The 4440-nt window shown below is 75.6% G+C and carries 4 protein-coding genes; 1 reads left to right on the plus strand and 3 read right to left on the minus strand.

Annotated features, from left to right (window positions below; genetic code table 11):
- Positions 1-77 precede the first annotated feature (77 nt).
- The 3 genes from ACFUEL_RS35765 to ACFUEL_RS35775 form a co-directional block, all read right to left on the minus strand.
- Positions 78-1490 carry an MFS transporter gene (locus ACFUEL_RS35765; RefSeq protein WP_380241764.1) on the minus strand — a complete coding sequence of 471 codons (1413 nt, stop codon included), beginning with the start codon at positions 1488-1490 and terminating at the stop codon, positions 78-80.
- 163 nt (positions 1491-1653) lie between these two features.
- Entirely contained in the window at positions 1654-2706 is a 1053-nt protein-coding gene (locus ACFUEL_RS35770) for a 3-oxoacyl-[acyl-carrier-protein] synthase III C-terminal domain-containing protein (RefSeq protein ID WP_380241766.1), read from the minus strand.
- Between the two features lie 180 nt (positions 2707-2886).
- The gene (locus ACFUEL_RS35775) at positions 2887-3573 is read right to left on the minus strand and encodes a substrate-binding domain-containing protein (RefSeq protein ID WP_380241768.1); all 687 of its coding nucleotides are present in this window, start codon (positions 3571-3573) and stop codon (positions 2887-2889) included.
- A gap of 38 nt (positions 3574-3611) precedes the next feature.
- Between ACFUEL_RS35775 and ACFUEL_RS35780 the strand changes: the two genes are divergently transcribed.
- Entirely contained in the window at positions 3612-4388 is a 777-nt protein-coding gene (locus ACFUEL_RS35780; protein ID WP_380241770.1) for an IclR family transcriptional regulator, read from the plus strand.
- Positions 4389-4440 lie beyond the last annotated feature (52 nt).

The raw sequence follows: 4440 nt of genomic DNA on the forward strand, positions 1-4440 counted from the left end.
GATCGGGGAGAGCAGCAGGCAGGGGCCCGGTGCACCGGGCCCCTGCCTGCGGGGGTGAACGGACCGCCGGGGTGGGGTCACACCCCGGCGGGGGCCTTCTCCTCCCGGGGCTGCCCCTCCAGGTCGGCGAGGTCGCGGCCGCGGGTCTCCCGGGCGCACAGGACGGCGACCAGGGTGATCACGGCGGCGATGGTGACGTACACCGAGATCGGGGTGGAGCTGCCGTAGTCCTTCAGCAGTGCGGTGGCGATCAGCGGGGCGGGCGCGCCGGCCGCGACCGAGGCGAACTGGGCGCCGATGGAGGCGCCGGAGTAGCGCATCCGGGTCGCGAACATCTCGGAGAAGAACGCGGCCTGCGGGGCGTACATCGCGCTGTGGAAGACCAGGCCGACGGTGATCGCCAGCAGGATCAGCGGGAACGACCTGGTGTCCAGCAGCCCGAAGAAGGCCCAGGCCCAGACGCCGACGCCCGCGGCGCCGGCCAGGTAGACCGGCTTGCGGCCGATCCGGTCGGAGAGCGCGCCGAACAGCGGGATCAGTGCGAACTGCACGGCGGAGGCGATCAGGACGGCGTTCAGCGCGGTCTGCTTGTCGAGCTTCAGGTGCCCCACGCAGTACGCCAGCACGAAGGTGGTCAGCACGTAGTACGAGATGTTCTCGGCCATCCGGGCGCCCATCGCGACCAGGACTTCGCGCCAGTGGTGGCGCAGCACGGCGAGCAGCGGGGGCTGTTCGGCCTTCTCCCGCTCGGCCTTCTCCTGCTCGGCCCTGCGTGCCTCGGCCTTGCGCGCCTCGGCCCTGGCCAGGGCCTCCTTGAAGACCGGCGACTCGTCGACGGCGAGGCGGATCCACAGGCCGACCATCACCAGGACGGCGGAGAGCAGGAACGGGACGCGCCAGCCCCAGGCGAGGAACTGCTCGTCGCTCTGCACGAAGGTCATCAGGTCGAGCACGCCGACCGCGAGCAGGTTGCCGGCCGGGGCGCCGCCCTGCGGCCAGGACGCCCAGAAGCCGCGGCGCTTCGGGTCGCCGTGCTCGGAGACCAGCAGCACCGCGCCGCCCCACTCGCCGCCGAGGGCGAAGCCCTGCACCAGGCGCAGGAAGGTCAGGATGACCGGCGCCGCGACGCCGATGCTGTCGTAGCTCGGGACGCAGCCGATCAGTGCGGTCGCGCCGCCCATCAGCAGCAGGCTCAACACCAGCAGTTTCTTGCGGCCGATCCGGTCGCCGTAGTGGCCGAAGACCAGGGCGCCCAGCGGGCGGGCGGCGAAGCCGATGGCGTAGGTGAGGAAGGAGAGCAGGGTGCCGGTCAGCGGGTCGGCCTTCGGGAAGAACACGTGGCCGAAGACCAGGGCGGCCGCCGAGCCGTACAGGAAGTAGTCGTACCACTCGATGGTGGTGCCGATCAGCGAGGCGGCGACGACGCGGCGCAGTGCCGCCGGTCGGGGAGCGGGGGGCGCGCCGTTCCCGGTGGGGGTGGAGCTGGCCATGGGTCACCGATTCCGGGGTGGGGGGAGGGTGGGAGGGACGTCGCCACACCGTAGGAACGCGCGGTTCACCGGCCCATGTGGGCGGGGGCCACAGTTGGGCGGTCGGGGGTGTGGGGCGCACCCACTGCCGGGGTGGTGTGCGCCCCCGCGTCGGACGGGGCGGTCAGGTCCAGGTGACCAGCAGGGCGGCGGCGGTGACGCCGGGTCCGAGGCCGAAGAGCAGGCCGCGGTCGCCGGGGCGGGGCGGGGTGCGGTGGGTGCGGTCGAGGACGGAGAAGAGGGTGGCGCCGCCGAGGTTGCCCTCCTCGTGCAGGACGTCGCGGGAGTGGCGGACGAAGTCCTCGTCGACGCCGAGGACCTTGGCGAGGCGGGTGAGGATGGCGGGGCCGCCGGGGTGCAGGACGCCGAAGTCGAGCGGGCCGCCGGCGTCGCGGGCGAGCCAGTCGAGCAGGGCGGGGGCGAGGTCGGTGACGGAGCGCAGCGAGTCGCGGGTGGAGGAGAAGTGGTCGCCGCGCTCGTCGGTGTGCTTGCGGTAGCGCTCGACGGTGTGCGGGAGGGTGTGCTCCCAGGTGTGGTCGATCCGCAGGGCGGGGGCGCTGCCGAGCGGGCGGGCGGCGACCAGGGTGGCGGCGACGGCGTCGCCCCACAGCGCCTTGTAGATCTGGTCCTCCAGGGTGCGGTCGGTGTCCTGGTAGAGGGCGGAGAGGAATTCGCCGACCAGCACGAGGACGGTGTGGTCGGGGTGCCGGGCGAGGTGTTCCTCGGCGAGGACCAGGGCGAGGGCGCCGCCGGCGCAGGCGGCCTGGGTGAGGCTGCGGATCCGGGTGCCGGGGCGCAGGCCGAGGTCGTTGAGCAGGTGGGTGCCGAGGCCGGGGACCTTGTCGGCGGTGGCGCTGGAGACGATCACGCAGTCGATGTCGCCGGGGGCGAGGGCGGCGTCGGCGAGGGCGGCGGTGGCGGCTTCCAGGGCGGCGCGGCGGACGGTGTCGAAGGTGGCGTCCTTGCGGTGGACGGTGTCGCGGGCAGCGGTGACCTCCTCGTAGGGGGCGAGGTAGCGGCGGGTGCCGGGCAGGTTGCCGAGCGCCTTGCGGATCGCCTCGCGCTGCGGGTGGTCGGGGTTGCGGGCGAGGATGTCCTCGCGGATGCGGGCGGCGTCGACGGTGTGCGGTCCGCGGACGAGCGCGGGCCGGGCGACGTGGACGGTGGGGCTGGGCATCGGCGGACTCCCCGGGTCGGCGCGGCTGGGCGGGCGGCCGCGCCCGGGGGCCTTCCGCAGCGCGGTCGCCCGGGGCGCGGGCCGCTCGGTGTACGCACGGGTGCGTACGGGATCATCGCAGCCCTTCGCCGCCCCTCCCGTCAACCCCTGTTCCGGGGGCCGGGCTTCCCCGGGGCCGGTTCAGCGGGGGCGTGCGGGGGTGTGCGGGCGCATGCCGCGGGCCAGGGCGGCGGCGTGCGCCGCGTCGGAGGCGAGCAGGTCGAGCAGGGCGCGGGCGGGGCCGGGGCGGGTGGTGCCGGTGAGGACGGCGGCGGCGAAGGTGGAGGTGATCGCGGTGTCGCCGGGCAGCGGGCCGAGGACGCGGACGCCGGGGAGGCCGGCGAGTTCGCTGTGCTGCTGGAAGGCGAGGTCGGCCCGGCCGTCGGCGAGCAGGCTGCCGGCGGGGGTGCCGGGCGGGGCCTGGACGAGGCGGACGCGGTCGGTGAGGCCGAGCCGGTCGACCAGGGCGCGCAGGGCAGTGCCGCTGGGGCCGGTGGAGTGGGCGACGGCGCGGGCGGCGGTGAGCAGGGCGCGCAGGTCGTCGACGGTGTCCAGGGCGGCGGGCGGCGCCGTGGTGGCGACGGCGGCGACGGTCGCGGAGTCCCACAGCGGCCGGGGTTCCTCGGTGAGCCCTTCGGCGTGCAGCGCGGCGAGCGCGTCGGCGGCGAGCACGGCCAGGTCGGCGGGTGCGCCCGCGCGGATCCGGCGGGCGGTCTCGACGCCGCCGGCGGCCTCGAAGCGGACCGGGGCGCCGTGCGCGTGCAGCAGCGGGGCGAGGTCGGCGAGGGCGGGGCGGACGGCCATCGAGGTCAGGGCGAGCAGGTGCACGGGGGTTTCCTCCACGGACGGGGTGCGAGACTGGCGGGATGAGCGGGACGGGTGCGGGACGGGTGTCGGCGGCGGGCAAGGTGCTCCAGGTGCTGGCGGCGTTCGACCGCGAGCACCCGTCGCGGACGCTGTCGGAGATCGCGCGGTGCACGGGCCTGGCGGTGAGCACGGTGCACCGGGTGGTGGCGGAGCTGGCGTCCTGGGGCGCGCTGGAGCGGGCCGAGGACGGGTCGTGGCACGTGGGGCTGCGGCTGTGGGAGATCGCCTCGGGGTGTCCGCGCACCCAGATCCTGCGGGACGCGGCGCTGCCGTTCATGCAGGACCTGTACGAGGCGACGCACGAGAACGTGCAGTTGGCGGTGCGCGAGGGCACCGAGCTGGTGTTCGTGGAGCGGATCGCGGGGCACCGCTCGGTGGAGCTGCTGACGATGGTGGGCACCCGGTTCCCGGTGGCCTCCACCGGGATGGGCCGGGTGCTGCTGGCGCACGCGCCGCGCGACTTCCAGGAGGAGGTGCTGGCGGCGCCGCTGCGCCCGTGGACGCCGCACACGGTGACGGATCCGCGGACGCTGCGGGCGCAGCTGGACCTGATCCGCCGGGAGCAGGTGTTCGTGAGCGACCGTCAGCTGTCGGAGAGCACGGTGGCGGTGGCGGCGCCGGTGCGGATCGGCCGGTCGGGTCCGGTGGGCGCGGCGCTGGGGATCGTGGTGGCGGCGCGCGGCGCGGAGCGGGCGCGCGGGCTGCGGGAGCCGTTGCTGCGGGCGGTGCACGGGATCTCCGAGGAGCTGGGGCGGCGGGCCCGCACGGCGCTGTAGGTCCTGTCCGGTCGATCTTGTCGGATCAGCGCGCGGCGTCGGGCGCCCGGCT

The sequence above is a fragment of the Kitasatospora sp. NPDC057198 genome, assembly GCF_042670125.1.
Classification (GTDB): domain Bacteria; phylum Actinomycetota; class Actinomycetes; order Streptomycetales; family Streptomycetaceae; genus Kitasatospora.

Bases quoted from the DNA above. Each gene is read 5' to 3' on its own strand.
- ACFUEL_RS35765 (WP_380241764.1), bottom strand. From the start codon at position 1,490: ATGGCCAGCTCCACCCCCACCGGGAACGGCGCGCCCCCCGCTCCCCGA.
- ACFUEL_RS35770 (WP_380241766.1), bottom strand. From the start codon at position 2,706: ATGCCCAGCCCCACCGTCCACGTCGCCCGGCCCGCGCTCGTCCGCGGA.
- ACFUEL_RS35780 (WP_380241770.1), top strand. From the start codon at position 3,612: ATGAGCGGGACGGGTGCGGGACGGGTGTCGGCGGCGGGCAAGGTGCTC.